Origin of the sequence: Paenibacillus yonginensis (assembly GCF_001685395.1) — a bacterium.
Lineage (GTDB): Bacteria > Bacillota > Bacilli > Paenibacillales > Paenibacillaceae > Fontibacillus > Fontibacillus yonginensis.
The window spans coordinates 547,880-563,150 of record NZ_CP014167.1 but is presented as its reverse complement, the minus strand read 5'-3'; the positions used below and the strand labels follow the sequence as shown (position 1 = coordinate 563,150).

Here is a 15,271-nt window from a genome sequence, read left to right as displayed (position 1 = left end):
TACAAAATCTATTAAAGAATACAAATCCCGCTAAACCTAAAAATACGCTCCCGGAGTTTCCGGTATGTAAGCTGTTCGTGTGACCCCATCCGATTATAACACGTGTTATATCAAAAGAGAGAAAAAATTATCGTTCTATATAAAAGCGCTAAATGATCGCTTGCAGAGCCCCTTATGAAGTCATAAAATAATGGAAATATGCCTATTATTCAATTTTTGTGTGAAGGAGCTCTTATGATCGAATTATCTGTCCCGCTGTTTGCAAGCTCGCTTGACTTGTTCCGGCTTCCGTCCGCCGTCCAGCATTATTCTATCCTCTATGAGAGCCAAAGAAAGGCAGACGGCCAACCACGAATCCGAATTATCGTTTCCGTCCAAACCGATACCGGACAAACCTTTATCATTAAAATCATTAAAGAAACCGAGCACCCGGCTGAACTAATTAACCGGCAAAGCGAATTCAGCGAAACATTAAGAGCAAACGGATTTCCCGTTCCTAAAAGGCACCCTCTGCCGGATCAGCGGTATGGCAAGGTTCTTGCCATACACGGCATTGAATGTGCGGTCACGGTAGAAGATCAGGAGGGTCAGCGGGAACTGCCCTGCATAAATCCCCGGTATGTCCGGGAGCTTGCCGTTCTAATGGCCAATATGCACAAGATTTCCGCCCGGCATAACTGCCGGCTGGACCACGGTACTATTTGGGATTTGTTTAATCCCCGCTCGGATATCAGCCGCGGAGGGAACCGTTTCCTGGATCTGCCGGTTAAGGACGGGTTTAATAAAATCGATGTTCTTCTTTATGAGAGAATCAAGCAGTTATATATTCTCAAACGAAACGAACTAAAGCGAGTCTGGCCGCAGCTTCCATCCTATGCGGTGCAGGGCGACTTCTCCACCAACAATGTCATGTTGAATAAGGACGGCTCGATTCGGGCCGTTATTGATTTTAATATTGCCGGGGATGAGAAGCTGGTGAACGATCTCGTTACGGAAGGCATTTTTATCTGTTTTATTATGGACCTGGAGCCGGGATTGCCGGAAGACTGCCGCCACGACCTGCTCCGTTTATTCGTCCGGACTTACCGAGAGCAAAGGCCTTTAGCAAATGAGGAAGAGAGCGTTCTGAATCTGCTGTATCAGCTCGTTTTCCCGTTCCTGTGGACGAATATAGAGCTGCTGGAGGAGAAGCTGGAAGCCGAAAATCCCCAAGCCGCCAACCGGCATTTGCACAACATGCTGCGGGAGCTGGAAGAGCCGTTTTTTTTTAAAAATATAGCGTGTTGACCGGTGTGGCAAAATAAAAAAGAGCAGCCTTCACAGGTCTGCCCCTCTCGTTAATCGTCGTCTACCCCCGGACTCCGGCTGGTACGTGTCTCCTTCTGTACTGTTCCCGGTTCTTCTACGCTGAACTGGTTTGCTCCATCATCCGGGCTTCCAGCTCCAGAAGCTCAGAACGGACCCGGACTACCTCGCCGATTACAATCAAAGCCGGATTCTCGGCCTGCATGGAGACGGCCAGCTTATCCAGTTGATCCAGCCGCCCGGTAAGGATTCTTTGCTTGGCCGTCGTTCCACGCTCGATAATGGCCGCTGGCGTATCCGGAGCTTTCCCGCTGCGCAGCATTTCTCCGCATAGAGCAGCCAGCTCTCCCACTCCCATGTAGATCACCAGCGTATCTACAGCGCCAGCCAGCAGGTCCCAGCGGACTTGGCGCTGCCCGCTTCCGCAGCGGCTGCCCGTAACAAAAGCGCAGGATGCGGATATTCCCCGGTGCGTCAGGGGAATAGCTCCGGAAGCGGCGGCTCCAAGCGCCGAAGTGATGCCGGGAATGATTTCATATGAAATCCCGGCCTTCGCCATCGCCAGCGCCTCCTCTCCCCCGCGCCCGAACACCAGCGGGTCGCCGCCTTTGAGGCGGACCACATGTTTCCCGGACAAGGCGTGCTGCACCATAAGCGCCTGAATCTGCTCCTGTGGCAGCGTGTGTCGGCCCGGCGCTTTGCCGCAGTAGATCTTCACCGCTTCAGGTTTGGCGTAATCCAGCAGTTTCCGGTTCACCAGTCTGTCGTACAAAAGGAGGTCCGCTTCCTCAAGCCGGCGCAGTGCCTTGACGGTAATCAGCTCCGGGTCGCCCGGCCCTGCTCCCACAATCGAAACCTTGCCGGCGTTCGTCCCAGCAGCCTTATAATCTTTCAGTTCCCTATAGCGCTTATCTCCCATATTCTTTCTCCCCTCCTTCGGAATTCAGAGAAATGAAAGTCCGGCCTTTGAGCGATGTTCCTGCCTTGGCCAGACTAGCCAGAACAGCCGCCAAAACGGCCTGCACGCTTCAAGCACCTGCCTTAGCGTTAGTCGCCGCTTGCCCCCGCTGCAGCTGCAAATAGACAAGTCCCAGCTCGGCATCTACCTCTACCGGAAAGGTAGCGATGCAGCCTGTATCCGGCTCCTGTACAGCACCGGTCTGCAGGTCAATCCGCCAATCGTGAAGCGGGCAATGCACCATCCGGCCGCATACCATGCCTTCCGACAATACCCCGCCTTTATGCGGGCATTTATTCTCCACGGCCAAAATTTCGCCGTCTGAAAGCCGAAACAGCGCTATCTCCATCTCTTCCACCTGAATAGTCCGGGACCCTTTCGGATCAATTTCTTCGACGGAACCGACCAGCATTTTTACAGTCTCCATAAAGCATCTCCCCCTTTCCCCTATCTAAATGTCTCCACATTGAATCCAACAGCTAGTGCCCTGCCCGGCTGACTTCCTCGCGATTCAGCGGTTCAAAATTTTTGCGGAGCTCCGGCTGGCTAAGGATCTGCTTCCAAGGGTCCGTTGTTTTATCCAATACAGCTCGGATTCTGGACTGCAGGGCAGCCCTTTCTTCTTTGCTCTCTAACGCTGTCCTGATTTGGTCCAGCCCCACCCGTTCAACCCAGCTCGAGGTCCGTTCGTTCCAGTTGGCATTTTCCCGGTAATATTGCAGAAATGCCGAAGCCCATTCAATCACCTCGTCTTCCGTCTTCACCACACACAGCAGGTCGGTTGCCCGCACATGCACACCTCCATTCCCGCCGATATGCAGCTCCCAGCCGCCGTCAATGGCCACCACCCCAAAGTCCTTGATCGTCGCCTCTGCGCAGTTGCGCGGACATCCGGATACGGCCAGCTTCACCTTGGCCGGTGTGTTCAGACGTTCAAATTCCTTCTCAAGCCGGATGCCCATTCCGATTGCATCCTGAGTTCCAAAGCGGCAAAACGTATTGCCGACGCAGGTTTTGACCGTACGCAGCGTTTTGCCGTAAGCGTGGCCGGAGGGCATATCCAGCGCCTCCCAGATCTTCGGGAGATTCTCCTTCTTGATCCCCAGCAGGTCGAGCCTTTGTCCGCCGGTGAACTTGACCATCGGCACCTCAAACTGCTCAGCCACCTCGGCTATTTTCTTAAGCTCCGATGGAGAAGTTACGCCTCCGTAAATCCGCGGCACAACCGAATAAGTGCCGTCCTTCTGAATATTGGCATGGAACCGCTCGTTGGTCACCCGGGATTCCTTCTCATCCACATAATCCTCCGGCCACAGCATGCCAAGGTAGTAGTTCAGGGCTGGCCGGCATTTCGTACAGCCTTCTTCGGTGCTCCAGCCAAGCACATTCATCACTTCCTTGACGGTCATGAGCCGCATCCGTTTGATTTCGGCCACCACTTCATCCCGGGACAAGGAGGTGCAGCCGCATATCCCTTCCTTCACGTCAAGCGCCGCTTCGCCTGCATAAATCCGGAGCAGTCCTTCGACCTCGGGTTTGCAGCCGCCGCAGGAGCCGGAGGCCTTGGTGCACGCCTTGATTTGGCCCACGCTGGCGCAGCCCTGCTCCTGAATGGCCTGCACGATCGTTCCTTTGGATACGCCGTTGCAGCCGCAGACGATTTCATCTTCCGGCATGGTCTCAAGTCTGCCGCTGCCGGGTCCCTTGGATAAGGCGTCTGCCGGAACGCCTAACAGCAATTCTTTTTCCCGGCCCTGTACCGATTCGCCTTTCTTCATTAATGAGAACAACTCGGCTCCGTCCGAAGTATCTCCGAACAATACGGCCCCCACCAGCCTGTTATCCTGGATGACCAGCTTCTTGTATGTCCCTTCCAACTCGTCCTGGTAGCGGAGAACACGGGTTCCTTCCTGCTCTCTAAAATTCCCTGCCGAAAAAACATCCACCCCCGACACCTTAAGTTTGGTCGAGGTAACCGAACCTGCGTAACCTTCCGCAGGCACATCCGCAAGCCGTTTGGCCAATACCGCCCCCTGCTCATACAGCGGAGCGACCAGACCATAAGCGATTCCCCGATGCTCCGCACATTCGCCAAGCGCATAAACGCCGGCCGTACTCGTCTCCAAGAAGTCGTTGACCACGATACCCCGGTTCACCTGCAGCCCCGCCCGTTTAGCCAGCTCTACATTAGGCCGGATGCCAACCGCCATAACAACAAGATCGGCTTCAATCCTTCCGCCTTCCGCAAATGTCAGGCTTCTTGCTCGCCTATGGCCCAGAATCGCTTCCGAATGCCTGGAGAACAGAAATTTCATCCCTTGCTTCTCAAGCTCTCGCTGAAGCATCCGGGAGGCGGTCTCGTCCAGCTGTCTTTCCATCAAATAAGGATGAATATGAACGACTGAAACCTCCATCCCCAAATTAAGCAGCCCTCTAGCCGCTTCCAGTCCAAGCAGTCCCCCGCCGATTACGGCGGCTTTGCTGTATTTCCTGGAGGCCTCTATCATGGTTTGACAGTCCCGAATGCTCCGGAAGGCAATCACCCCTTCCTTGTCCGCGCCCGGAAGCGGCAGCATATAAGGATTGGAGCCTGTCGCCAACACCAGGACGTCATAACCGGCCTCAATACCCTGATCCGAAACAACCTTCCTCTCGCCAGTATCTACTTGTGTTACTGTATGCCCCATATGCAGCGTGATTTGATGTTCCTTATACCAGTTGAGATCATTAATAATAATTTCGTTCATATCGGCTCCCCCGGCGAGCACTGAGGACAGCATGATTCGGTTGTAGTTGGGATGGGGTTCGGCCCCAAAAATGGTTATTTCATAACGTTCAGGCGCCAGCTTGAGCAGATGCTCCAGCATGCGCAGTCCAGCCATTCCATTCCCAATCATGACCAGCCTTTGTTTCTTGTTCATCCACTCCACGCTCCTTTGTCTTAGAGGAAAACAGAAAAAGCCTGCATCACCCCTACCGGACAGCTGCAAGCTTCCAGCAGGAATGAAAACAGGCTTCATTGCCTCATGTAACGAATACGCCATTGTATCCGTGCAAGTTATTTATAGCAAAACTATACAGGCTGAAGCGGATGACGTCAATAATTCTGACATATAAAATTTTTTTATTTAAAATCAGCTAGACAACATAAAGACGTGTTATATAATGTTACATAATCAAACTAAAGGAGTCCCGAACCATGCACTCCCTAATGGTCATCAGAAGCAGGTTAGCCCATTCAGAACAGAACCGCCTCCTCGCCTCTGAAGCTGCTTCCGCCGAAAAGCTGCTGATTCAGAGCGGTTATCAGGTGACGGCTGCAACGAGTTTGGAGGAAGCGAAGCGGAAGCTGGCTGATGCCGATGCTTCCATCCTGGTTATTCCGATTTCGGATTATTCGGACTGGCGCAAAGAGCTGTTGAGCAGTAAATCCGTCCCGGCGCTCTGGTGGTGCTCGGAAATCACCTCGGATTTGTCCGCCGCCGCCTGTGAGGATGATTTTACGGCGGACGGCATCCTTTCCTCATCGATGCTTCCGGCAGAGATCCATTGGGCTTTGCATTTCAGTGCCAGGCAGTTTTTTGCCGAGCAGCAATGGAAGAAGGAACGGGAGCAGCTTCTATCACGGCTCGAGGAGCGAAAGTGGATCGATATGGCCAAGGGCATCCTGTCCAGAACCCGGAACATTTCCGAATCCGAAGCCTACGAATATTTGCGCAAAGAAGCCATGAACGAACGAAAACGTCTGGTCGATGTAGCGACCTCGATCGTCAAAGCTTACCAGCTGCTGCATAAACCTTAAGAGGAGGACGCTTATCTGATGATCAATCATTTGAAAGAAGTCGCGCGGGGCAAACGCGGGGCAAGAGATCTAAGCTACCAAGACGCCTTCCATGCAGCCGAAGCGATCCTGAATTCCGTATCCACTCCGGCTCAGACCGGAGCGTTTCTGGCTGCTGAACGGATTAAACTGGAATCCATTCCTGAATTGGAGGCCTTCGTCCATGCTTGCCGGAAATATGCCCGGCGGGTTACGATTTTCCCGGACAATCTCGACTGTTCAGGCCCTTATGACGGACGGAAATCATCGTTTGTTTCCACCTTTCCGGCCGCCTTCCTGCTTTCTGCGGCCGGGCTGCCTGTTACGCTGCACGGCAGCGCTTCCCTGCCGCCGAAATGGGGCATTACCCTGCAGGACATTTTTGCCGCAGCAGGCGTTGATGCCGAAAGCTTGTTGCCAGAAGCCTTCATCGCCGCCGCACGCCTAAGCGGTGTCTTGTACGTCAATGCCGATAACTGGTCCCCCAAGCTGGCCGCGCTGCGCCCTATTCGCGAGGAGCTGGGGATGCGCACGATCTTTAATACGGCCGAGAAGCTGGTGGATTACGGGACCTCTTCCTACCTGACCTTTGGCATTTACCACAACACGGTGTTCGACCGCATCTCCCGTTTATTGACCCAACTAAACTATAAGAATGCTTGGGTAATCCAGGGGCAGGAAGGTTCGGACGATCTGTTTATTGACCGGGCCACCCGGATTTATATCGTCCGGAATGGAACCTCTTCCATCGACGTCATCGATCCGGAGATGATGGGGCTCGACACCCAGGTGCCCGAGCTGGACTGGTCGGCCGCCCTGCAGCTTCGAACGGCTGAAGAGGTCCTCCGGGGAGGCGGGCATATGGCCTTTTATAATCAAACCCTGCTGAATGCCGCAGTGCGGCTGTACATAGCCGGGAAAGCCGACTCAATTGAAGAAGGCCTTTATATCTGCAAAAGCCTGCTCGACACCGGCGAAGCCTGGAGAACCTACAATGATTGGAAAGGTTCCCTTCTGGCCTGCACCGGTTCGCTTCCGGACGCCGATAACACGAACACAACGGGCAGGAACAGCTGGACCTGTCCAGAAAATGAAAAGATAAATGCTCCTGATCAAACCCTTGACAGCTTAAAAAACCTTCCTTTTGCTTAAGGAAGGTTCTTTAAGCTTTATCGTCTTTATATCTTTTATTGTACCTATACCTTTTCTCACGAACATTTAGGCTCAATCTCAGGCTGCTCTGCCGGCATTTCAATAAACTCGAAGTTGGTCAGATTGCTTGTTCTTGCCACACTGCTTAGCTGCATCTTGAGAATCGGGTTGCCTGAAATCCGGAAGATGATTTTCTTGAACCCGTCTTTCTTGTACAGCTCAAAGCAATGTCCCAAATGCGGCAGCGATTCCGGCGCCGAAACCTCCAGCCCTCTGCAGTCCAGGTCGATTACATAATCCGGCACATGGATCTCCGAGATATACCGATGATAGGCCTCGATGGAGGCTTTCCCGTCCTCCGGAGAGAACACCCCCTCTACCCGAACCTTCATGGTTTTTGCTGCCTTAAGCAGCTCGATACTAAAGCTCCCCATAACAATTCCTCCAAAGTATGTAAGTCTGGCTGTTGCAAGTGCAAAGGATTGGCTGCGAGAAAAGGATAACTACAGCATCTATTTTATGTTCATTAATCCTCTAAATTCTTATGGATTTACCTTCTATTACTTTCACTAATATACTATGGTCCGGAGAAATATTCGACTGTTTTTTCTTCTTTTCTACAATATGCGACATAAACCAAGAAACTTGATTGCCTTTCTATCGGACAAATAGAAAAACACCGGAACGTCAGCTCCGGTGTTTCCCTGGCCTTGCAGACTATATATTTTCTTTTAACTTAAAGAATCCAGTTAATACTGCATAAGCAAGCTTACATTCTGCCAGCCTGCGCCGACTGTCCAGAGAACGAGGTAATCCCCGCGTTGGACCTTTCCGGCCTGTATGGCTTCATGAAGAGCCAGCAGCGGACTGGTGGAAAGCGTATAGCCGAAACGGTCTCCGATATAAACGACCTTGTCCGGGTCCAATTCGAGTCCTTCCGACACCCGTTTGATGTTGCCCGGCGTGAACTGGGAGAACATAAAAGCGGCGATTTCGTCTTTATCCACCTCATTGCGGTTAAGCAACGCCCGGATCGAATCAATGGCCGAAGCGGCGCATACGGAATCGTCAAAGGGTTCGAATTGCAGCTGGGCATCTTTGGCCGTAAATTCCTCACGGTACAGATTCGAAAGTCCATAAGCCGGAAATTTGGAGTTGTCGATAACAGACGTATCCGTTTGATAAACCGAGTCGATAAATCCCCGGCTATCTTCAGCAGGCTCCAGAATAACGGCAACGGCTGCTTCCCCGACATTGGAGTGGTATACGGGCTCATCTGGCGTATGAACGGACAAATAATCAGCGCCTACAACCAAGGCGCGTTCTATTCGGGGATTGGAGCTCATGTAGCGGGAGGCTTGCTCAATCGCGACCAGCATGCCGGCGCAGTTGGCATTGATGTCGAAGCAGGCCGTATTCAGATCCCCGCCCAGCGAATGATGCAGCTTCAGCGCATTGCTTGGCAGCAAATATTCAGGTGTTTGGGAAGTGAAGATGATCAGATCGACATCCGGCGCCTGAAGACCGGCCTTCTCCAGCACGGCTTTCGAGGCTTCAAAGGCCATCGTAAAGGTGTTCTCTTCCGGGTTGTCAATAACAAAACGTTTATTGCGGCCAAGACCGTTCACCAGACTTGTGACATCCGTGCCTTTTTCGGCAAAATATTGGATATAATAATCGTTCCCTACTTCATTGGCAGGATGATAGATCGCAATTTCCCTGATTTGCACGCCGCCCATAAGGCATCCTCCTCGTCGTTTATTGTTCGATGATTTCGTATTTGTCCATTTGAACCGTACGTGCTACACGGGACAGCTGCATCTTCAAAATCGGGTTCTTCGCGATACGGAAGGTAATTTGATGGAAGCCGTCATTTTTAAATTGCTGAAAGTTGGCTTCGAGCAGCGGCAAGGCATCCGGCGCGGAGACATTCAGCTTCGTGCAGTCAATATCAATGGCGTATTCCGGGATATGAATAGCAGAAACGGCCTCTTTATAAGCATTTAGAGATTTCATTCCGTCTTCCGGAGAGAAGGTTCCTTCCACTTCGGCATAAAAAACTTTAGCCTCTTTATCCACATTGATCAAAAAACTTCCCATAAGTATTTCCTCCAACACGATTAAGTTATAGTTGCTTAAGTGAACTGCTATTTCTTAAGAGCTTTCAAACGATCCAGAATCGGCGCAGGTTCGCTGCCGTCCGTATTGACCTCAATAATGCAAGGACCGGTCATCTCCCGGATAAACCCCGGAATCTCATCCATATCCTCCAGGCTGTCGACCGACAGTCCGCGGACACCGGCAACCCGCATCATATCCGCTATGGAGATGCGCTCCTGCTTATAATCCGGCATCGTCCGGTTGAACAGGAATTTCTGCCCCCGTTCCACGTAAGAAAGCATGGCATTGTTAATAATGAAATAAATGACCGGGAGCTTGTATTCTTTGGCTGTCAGCACTTCCGTCCCGTTCATGAAAAAGGAGCCGTCCCCGGCGATCACCGCTACCGGACGTGATGAATCTCCAAGGTAAACGCCGGGCCCGCCGGCCATTGCTGAACCCATGGCTCCGTAATTCAGATTGATTTCGAAATCCCCGCCGTCCGGAACCTCTAGGTACTTCACGACAAAGTTGGTAAATTCGCCGATATCGCAAACATAGCGGGTTTCCTTCGGCATCACCCTGGCAAGCTTCTCAAGGAAGAGACGCAGCGATAACCCGGTATGGTTCTTCTCATACGGAGTATTCAGCGGCAGCGGTTTAACAAACGGCCGATCCGACGGTTCGACCTGCTCAAGCAGTCTTGGCAGCACATCCCGCAAGTCGGCATGGATCGCAACCTCCGCCGGAAACACCTTGCCCAGCTCTTTGGCATCCCGGTCAATCTGGATCACCTTGCGGCCCTGTACCAGCACGTCGTTGAAATTACAGGTCGACGCTTCGCCAAGGCTTGTTCCCAAGATCAGCAAGCAGGTAGCCTCACCAGAAGCAACGTAATCACTGGCTGCATCCGTACTTGAGAATCCGTAATTGCCGAGATTCAGCGGGAACTCCGCTGGAATAATCCCTTTGGCGGAAGGGGTGGTTATGATAGGCCACTGCAGCCGTTCGCTCAGCGCCATGATTTCCCCGGAAACGGCTCTTCCTCCCCGGCCAACCATAATCAACCCCCGTTCTTCCCCGCTCATAATCGAAGCAGCCTGGCCAAGCTTTACCGGCTCGTAGTCCGGGCGCTGCAGTTCAGAAGCAACGGGCGCCGCCGGGAGCGGCAGAATGGCTTCGCTGCGCTGGACATCAATCGGCACCGAAATATGTACAGGCCCACAAGGCGGCGTAAGCGCAATACGGACGGCTTTATCCAGTTCGGCAAGCACATCGGCTTCATCCATCACCGTATGGCTGTATTTTGTAATCGGTCTGACGATATGCTGGGCATCCATCTCCTGGATCGCGCCCTTGCCAATCTGCCAGCGGTTCACATAACCGGTGACAATCAGCATCGGGGCTTTGGCCCGCATCGCGTCGGCGATGCCGTTCATCATGTTCCCCACGCCCACCGCACCCGCTCCGGCGCAGACGGAAAGCCGGCCTGTTGTGCTGGCATACCGCGCGGCCATGTAGGCGGCCCCGGCTTCATTTTTCGTAATGATCGGTTTGATGTCCACATCAATTAAAGCATCGTAGATCGGTCCGATAATTCCCGCCGGAATTCCAAATACGAATTCAACTCCGGTTTGTTTCAAATACTTCAGCATGGCTTCGGCAATATTCATGATCTATTCCCAACCCCTTATCCAAGAATTTGAAAAACACTCCGGTATTGTTCCACCAGACGTTCGGCGCGCTGAATTTCCTCTTGTCCAAAATAATGAAGTTGTCCGATAGAGGCCACGACTACAATGCCTTCCACGGTTCCTTCCTCCACAACCGGCAAAATCATAATGCTGTCGATGCCGAAGAGAAAAAATTCATCAACGGAACGGGGATCATTTTTGACGTCCTGCACCACAGCGGTGTGCGGCCGGGCAATGATGGACTGAAGAAGCTTGTCGTTCTCGATATAAACCGGGTTCGCGGCATGCGTCTGCTTCCACTTCTCGATCCCCAAATGATCGGTTTTGGTCTTGAGCACCGGTTCGAGATGGCCCTCCACAATTTGATGGTAGGCAATGTCAGGTACACCGGTAAGCCGGCTAAGTTCTTCAAATAGCAAAGGCAATTGTTCCACTCCTGCCCCTCCTTATCAGTCGTTGATTATGAAGGTGCCTGTTTGATTAGCTGGTTCCTTTAGTTGTATCGGCCCCCCCTTTTCTTGGAAGTTCCCGCGGCAATGAGGCGAATCCTCCAGGTTAAAGACACAAAAAAAGAGACTTTCAAGCTCAGAAAGTCCCGGCGGCCAAAAAACAAAGAAGTGAGAAGCCTAAGATTGGCAGCCCGGCGGTCGTAGTTCAATCACCTTAGATCCGTGGTTTTGCGTCCCAGCCTTTCGGACTGGTTTGCTATTTACTTCTTATCATTCAGCTATGATGTTGTAACTCCACAATCTATCGAACCGCGGCATCCCTCAATAGATCGTTCGAAGACTAGACTATATTATATATCGGAACTGCAGGTAATATTTTTCATAGTTTGCATGTAAAATTCAATTTTTTTCAACTATTTGCCTCTTTTTCTGCATTTCCATCCAAACCTTGAAGGCAGGCTTACTCTTCTTATAAAATAAAGAACAGGCCAACATTAGCAGATTGGGGACTATACATTGAAAACATTCAAAAAAGTTTATATCGAAATTACAAGCGTATGTAATCTGGCATGCAGCTTCTGCCCCCAGACGGCACGAAAAGCCAATTTCATGAAACCGGAAATGTTCAATGACATTCTGGATCAGATTAAACCGCATACAAACCATATTTATCTTCATGTTAAGGGCGAGCCGCTGCTTCATCCCAAGATCGACCTGCTGCTCGACGCCGCCCATGAGAAAGGCTTTAAGGTCAATATTACAACCAACGGTACGCTGCTGCACAAAGCCGGGGCCAAAATTCTGGGCAAACCGGCGCTGCGTCAGATGAATTTCTCGCTGCACAGCTTTGACGGCCATGAAGGCTCGGAAGACCGCGAAGGCTACGTCGGTTCCGTGCTCCGGTTCGCCAGGGAAGCCGCAGAGCAAGGCGTACTGATCTCTTTCCGTTTATGGAATCTGACCGAAGACAACCTGACCAACGCTCAGCGTCAGCGGAACCGCGAAACCCTTTCCATGCTGGAGAAAGAATTTGAGCTTGCTTATAAGATCGAAGAGAAAGTCGAGCCCGGCAAAGGCGTTAAGATCGCCAAGAACATCTACCTGAACCAGGATTATGAATTTCAGTGGCCGAGCCTCAGCGCGCCGGAGGATGATGGCAAAGGCTTCTGCCATGGTCTGCGCACACAGGCCGGCGTACTGGTAGATGGAACCGTTGTCCCGTGCTGCCTGGATGGCGAAGGGGTCATCAATCTCGGCAACGTGCAGTCCAGCAGCTTCTCCGAAATCGTGGAAAGCGAACGGGCGAACAACTTGTTTTATGGTTTCTCTAGAAGAGAAGCCGTGGAAGAGCTGTGCCGCAAATGCGGTTACCGCAAAAGATTCGGAACCGGCGCTTAAAGCATGCTCACCCCGCGCGCCACTCTCGCGTCCCTCTAGCGGAAGGGTTTTCCCTTGTTTTAGCCGTTTAGCAGAACGGGTAATTAGTAGAAATGCCTGTTTCTGTGCATGCTAAGTCCAGACTGCTGTATAACGGCTGACAGGAACATGTCAAACACCGACATAAGGGGAAGTCGACCATGAAACTGACACGTGAAGAGCGCATCCAGCTCCACGGCTTCAATAATCTCACCAAGTCTTTGAGCTTTAATATGTATGACATCTGCTACACCCGTACGAAAGAAGAGCGCCTTGCTTATCTGGAATATATTGACGAGCAGTACAATGCCGACCGGTTAACCGATATTCTGAAGCAGGTCGCCGATATTATAGGAGCTCATGTCCTGAACGTGGCCAAACAGGATTACGAACCGCAAGGCGCCAGCGTCACCATGCTCGTCTCCGAAGGCCCCGTTGACGGCGCTGCAGAGGAATCCTTTGAAGAAACCCCCGGCCCGCTTCCCGGACTGGTTCTCATGCATCTCGATAAAAGCCATATTACGGTTCATACGTACCCCGAATATCACCCGGACGAAGGAATCAGTACCTTCCGCGCTGACATTGACGTGTCGACCTGCGGGGAAATTTCCCCGCTCAAGGCGCTGAATTATTTAATCCACTCGTTTGATACGGATATCATGACGATGGATTACCGGGTCCGGGGGTTCACCCGCGATATCAGCGGGCACAAGCTTTTTATCGATCACGAAATCAGCTCCATCCAGAATTTTATTCCGGATGACATCCGGGACCTGTACGACATGATTGACGTGAATGTGTATCAGGAGAATATTTTTCACACCAAATGCAGACTGAGACGGTTCGACCTGGACAATTATTTGTTTGGGTATACGAAAGACAAGCTGAGCGAAGCTGATCAACGGGCCATTACGGAGCGCTTGAAACGCGAGATGGACGAAATCTATTACGGGAAAAATATGGCGTAGCCGCTTGGCGACAGCCCGGGCGTGCTGCTCACAGCGTGATGTGGGCGGCACGTTTTTTTGCGATCGCTATAAATTGGGCTTGTCCATGCTTCTTGGACGTCCCCAACATTGTAACCCCGGCCTCATATTGCAGGCCTGCAACAACACTGTTTCTGTAGACCCACACGAAATTGGTCAGGTATGATTATCAAGTGGACATGAAACACATTTATAAACTGGCGGAGGGGATCGGCTGTGCAAAGTTCCTATGATAATATCAAACAAGGTGAAAAAGGAGCCCTGCTCAGCATTGTCGTTTATCTCCTGCTCTCCGCTTTCAAACTTATATTCGGTTATCACGCCCATTCCGAAGCGCTTCTGGCCGACGGCCTGAACAACGCGACCGACATCGTTGCTTCCATAGCCGTATTCGCCGGTCTGAAAATATCCCGCAAGCCGCCGGACAGCGATCACCGTTACGGCCATTACCGGGCAGAGACGGTTGCTTCCCTGATCGCCTCCTTTATCATGTTCGCGGTTGGCCTTCAGGTGCTCTACCAGGCGATCATGAAATTCCGCGAACCGGAAGCCGCATCGCCGGATTGGGTGGCTGCCTGGGTCGCCTTATTCTGCGCTGTCATCATGTACGTGGTCTACCGCTACAATTCCGGCCTGGCCCGCCGCATCCGCAGCAGCGCTTTAAACGCAGCCGCCCAGGACAACCGCTCCGACGCCTTGGTCAGCATCGGCGCTTTTGCAGGCATTCTTGGAGCCCAGTTCGGTCTGGTTTGGCTCGACCCGCTTGCCGCCCTCGTTGTCGGTTTTATCATCTGCAAAACGGCCTGGTCGATCTTCCGTGAAGCTACACACAATCTGACCGACGGCTTTGACGCCGGGCAGCTGGAGGATATTCGCCAAACGGTTCAGCGCACGCCGGGCGTTGCCGCCATCATCGACCTGAGGGCGCGGATTAACGGCAACAACACGCTGGTGGATGCCACCATTGGTGTTGATGAGCGGATGAGCGTAGCCGAAAGTCATGCCATTACAGAAGAAATTGAGCGCCGAATTCTGGATCGTTATGAAATCGAATATGTGCATATCCATATTGAACCTTATAAACCGGCTTCCGGCGAACGGGCCGCTGGACGGCAGTAAGTCACGGCAGTAGCCGGGGCCGGGGCCTGGGGCAGAAATCGAAACCTCGTTCCCGTCTCCAGGGCACCTTCAGCTAAATAGGCAATTCCATGAAATTTCGGGCCAAGCCTTCATGCTTCGGCCCGCTTGTGTTATAATAACCGTTGCGCCTGTGCCTGCAAGCTGTAACTGTTCAGACAGGGCCTTACAACCGAAGACAAGTCCATGTTTAAAAGAACATGGGAGAGGTTCGAGAACTCCCTCTATAAAAAACTAATCAGCACCTGCCTTAT

General features: G+C 52.0%; 14 protein-coding genes and 2 riboswitches. Of the genes, 6 read left to right on the top strand and 8 right to left on the bottom strand.

Going from position 1 to position 15,271, the window contains the following annotated elements:
• Positions 1-234 precede the first annotated feature (234 nt).
• A complete protein-coding gene (locus AWM70_RS02520; protein WP_068694077.1) occupies positions 235-1,287 on the top strand; it encodes a phosphotransferase in 1,053 nt (350 codons plus the stop codon).
• A gap of 115 nt (positions 1,288-1,402) precedes the next feature.
• On the opposite strand, the gene cobA is transcribed toward AWM70_RS02520, so the two are convergent.
• From cobA to nirB, 3 genes are all read right to left on the bottom strand, one after another.
• The gene (gene cobA, locus AWM70_RS02515; protein WP_068694075.1) at positions 1,403-2,224 is read right to left on the bottom strand and encodes a uroporphyrinogen-III C-methyltransferase; all 822 of its coding nucleotides are present in this window, start codon (positions 2,222-2,224) and stop codon (positions 1,403-1,405) included.
• A gap of 109 nt (positions 2,225-2,333) precedes the next feature.
• Complete coding sequence (nirD, locus tag AWM70_RS02510) at positions 2,334-2,690, bottom strand: nitrite reductase small subunit NirD (protein WP_068694072.1); 357 nt, start codon at positions 2,688-2,690, stop codon at positions 2,334-2,336.
• A 52-nt stretch (positions 2,691-2,742) separates the two neighbouring features.
• Positions 2,743-5,184 carry a nitrite reductase large subunit NirB gene (gene nirB / locus AWM70_RS02505; RefSeq protein ID WP_068694070.1) on the bottom strand — a complete coding sequence of 814 codons (2,442 nt, stop codon included), beginning with the start codon at positions 5,182-5,184 and terminating at the stop codon, positions 2,743-2,745.
• A 278-nt stretch (positions 5,185-5,462) separates the two neighbouring features.
• Between nirB and AWM70_RS02500 the strand changes: the two genes are divergently transcribed.
• Together AWM70_RS02500 and AWM70_RS02495 are read left to right on the top strand one after the other, a co-directional pair.
• The gene (locus tag AWM70_RS02500) at positions 5,463-6,065 is read left to right on the top strand and encodes an ANTAR domain-containing response regulator (protein WP_068694068.1); all 603 of its coding nucleotides are present in this window, start codon (positions 5,463-5,465) and stop codon (positions 6,063-6,065) included.
• An 18-nt stretch (positions 6,066-6,083) separates the two neighbouring features.
• Positions 6,084-7,235, top strand: coding sequence for an anthranilate phosphoribosyltransferase (locus AWM70_RS02495; protein WP_068694066.1), 1,152 nt, complete (start codon positions 6,084-6,086; stop codon positions 7,233-7,235).
• A 56-nt stretch (positions 7,236-7,291) separates the two neighbouring features.
• Here the strand turns inward: AWM70_RS02495 and AWM70_RS02490 are convergent, their stop codons facing one another.
• The 5 genes from AWM70_RS02490 to AWM70_RS02470 form a co-directional block, all read right to left on the bottom strand.
• A complete protein-coding gene (locus tag AWM70_RS02490; RefSeq protein WP_068694064.1) occupies positions 7,292-7,669 on the bottom strand; it encodes a hypothetical protein in 378 nt (125 codons plus the stop codon).
• A gap of 315 nt (positions 7,670-7,984) precedes the next feature.
• A complete protein-coding gene (locus AWM70_RS02485) occupies positions 7,985-8,974 on the bottom strand; it encodes a ketoacyl-ACP synthase III (RefSeq protein ID WP_068694062.1) in 990 nt (329 codons plus the stop codon).
• Positions 8,975-8,993: 19 nt separating this feature from the next.
• Entirely contained in the window at positions 8,994-9,335 is a 342-nt protein-coding gene (locus AWM70_RS02480; RefSeq protein WP_068694060.1) for a hypothetical protein, read from the bottom strand.
• Positions 9,336-9,382: 47 nt separating this feature from the next.
• Positions 9,383-11,008 carry a thiamine pyrophosphate-binding protein gene (locus AWM70_RS02475; RefSeq protein WP_068694058.1) on the bottom strand — a complete coding sequence of 542 codons (1,626 nt, stop codon included), beginning with the start codon at positions 11,006-11,008 and terminating at the stop codon, positions 9,383-9,385.
• 17 nt (positions 11,009-11,025) lie between these two features.
• On the bottom strand, positions 11,026-11,463 hold the full coding sequence (locus AWM70_RS02470; protein ID WP_068694056.1) for a GAF domain-containing protein: 438 nt from the start codon (positions 11,461-11,463) through the stop codon (positions 11,026-11,028).
• A 197-nt stretch (positions 11,464-11,660) separates the two neighbouring features.
• A riboswitch (cyclic di-GMP riboswitch) is annotated at positions 11,661-11,746 on the bottom strand.
• Positions 11,747-11,994: 248 nt separating this feature from the next.
• On the opposite strand from AWM70_RS02470, the gene AWM70_RS02465 reads away from it, so the two are divergent.
• The 3 genes from AWM70_RS02465 to AWM70_RS02455 all read left to right on the top strand — a co-directional run bounded on the left by AWM70_RS02465 (position 11,995) and on the right by AWM70_RS02455 (position 14,999).
• Positions 11,995-12,876 carry a radical SAM/SPASM domain-containing protein gene (locus AWM70_RS02465; RefSeq protein ID WP_068694054.1) on the top strand — a complete coding sequence of 294 codons (882 nt, stop codon included), beginning with the start codon at positions 11,995-11,997 and terminating at the stop codon, positions 12,874-12,876.
• A gap of 179 nt (positions 12,877-13,055) precedes the next feature.
• The gene (gene speD, locus AWM70_RS02460; RefSeq protein ID WP_068694052.1) at positions 13,056-13,862 is read left to right on the top strand and encodes an adenosylmethionine decarboxylase; all 807 of its coding nucleotides are present in this window, start codon (positions 13,056-13,058) and stop codon (positions 13,860-13,862) included.
• Positions 13,863-14,096: 234 nt separating this feature from the next.
• Positions 14,097-14,999, top strand: coding sequence for a cation diffusion facilitator family transporter (locus AWM70_RS02455; RefSeq protein WP_068694050.1), 903 nt, complete (start codon positions 14,097-14,099; stop codon positions 14,997-14,999).
• A gap of 218 nt (positions 15,000-15,217) precedes the next feature.
• Positions 15,218-15,261, top strand: a riboswitch (PreQ1 riboswitch).
• Positions 15,262-15,271: the final 10 nt, after the last annotated feature.